Source organism: Seminibacterium arietis (assembly GCF_042675725.1).
GTDB lineage: Bacteria > Pseudomonadota > Gammaproteobacteria > Enterobacterales > Pasteurellaceae > Seminibacterium > Seminibacterium arietis.
Genome location: NZ_JBHTJN010000013.1, coordinates 1 through 503 on the forward strand (window position 1 = coordinate 1; position 503 = coordinate 503).

The window sequence follows — 503 nt, forward strand, 5'->3', positions numbered from 1 at the left end:
CTAATACCACCATTAGGATAAATTTTATTTAAAGTATCTCTAGCTTGCTCCCGTTTTCTTTCATCTTCTTGATTATCAATTTTATAAACATACTTCAAGTTATTTATATTCTGATTAGCTTGAGAATGAGCTTGACCAAATCCTAATCCCTCTACTTGTCTAGCATTCGGATTATTTCCTATAAACCAACCTCCTATTCCTGAATATACAAAATCACCTTTTGCACCATGATATTCGGTATTCACACCGTTAAACAGCCCTTTCGCCTGCTTATCTATTTCGGCTGACGGATAAGAACCGCCTAAGTGCAAGAAATTAACTCTTGTATTGTCATATTTATTTCCTACATATTCTGACCAATTCAGCATATTCTTATTGCCCGAAACGCCTAAACTATGTGCCACATTATTTGCATTTATCGGCGTTTTACCTTGAGCAATTTGGTGAGCATTATATTCATCTAATTTTTTATTGATTTGAGCTTGTTCTCTTGTCGCATTTGA

At 34.6% G+C, this 503-nt stretch carries 1 pseudogene; it reads right to left on the reverse strand.

From position 1 onward, the window contains the following. A pseudogene (locus tag ACFQ02_RS08150) lies at positions 1-503 on the reverse strand (hypothetical protein); the annotation flags it as partial.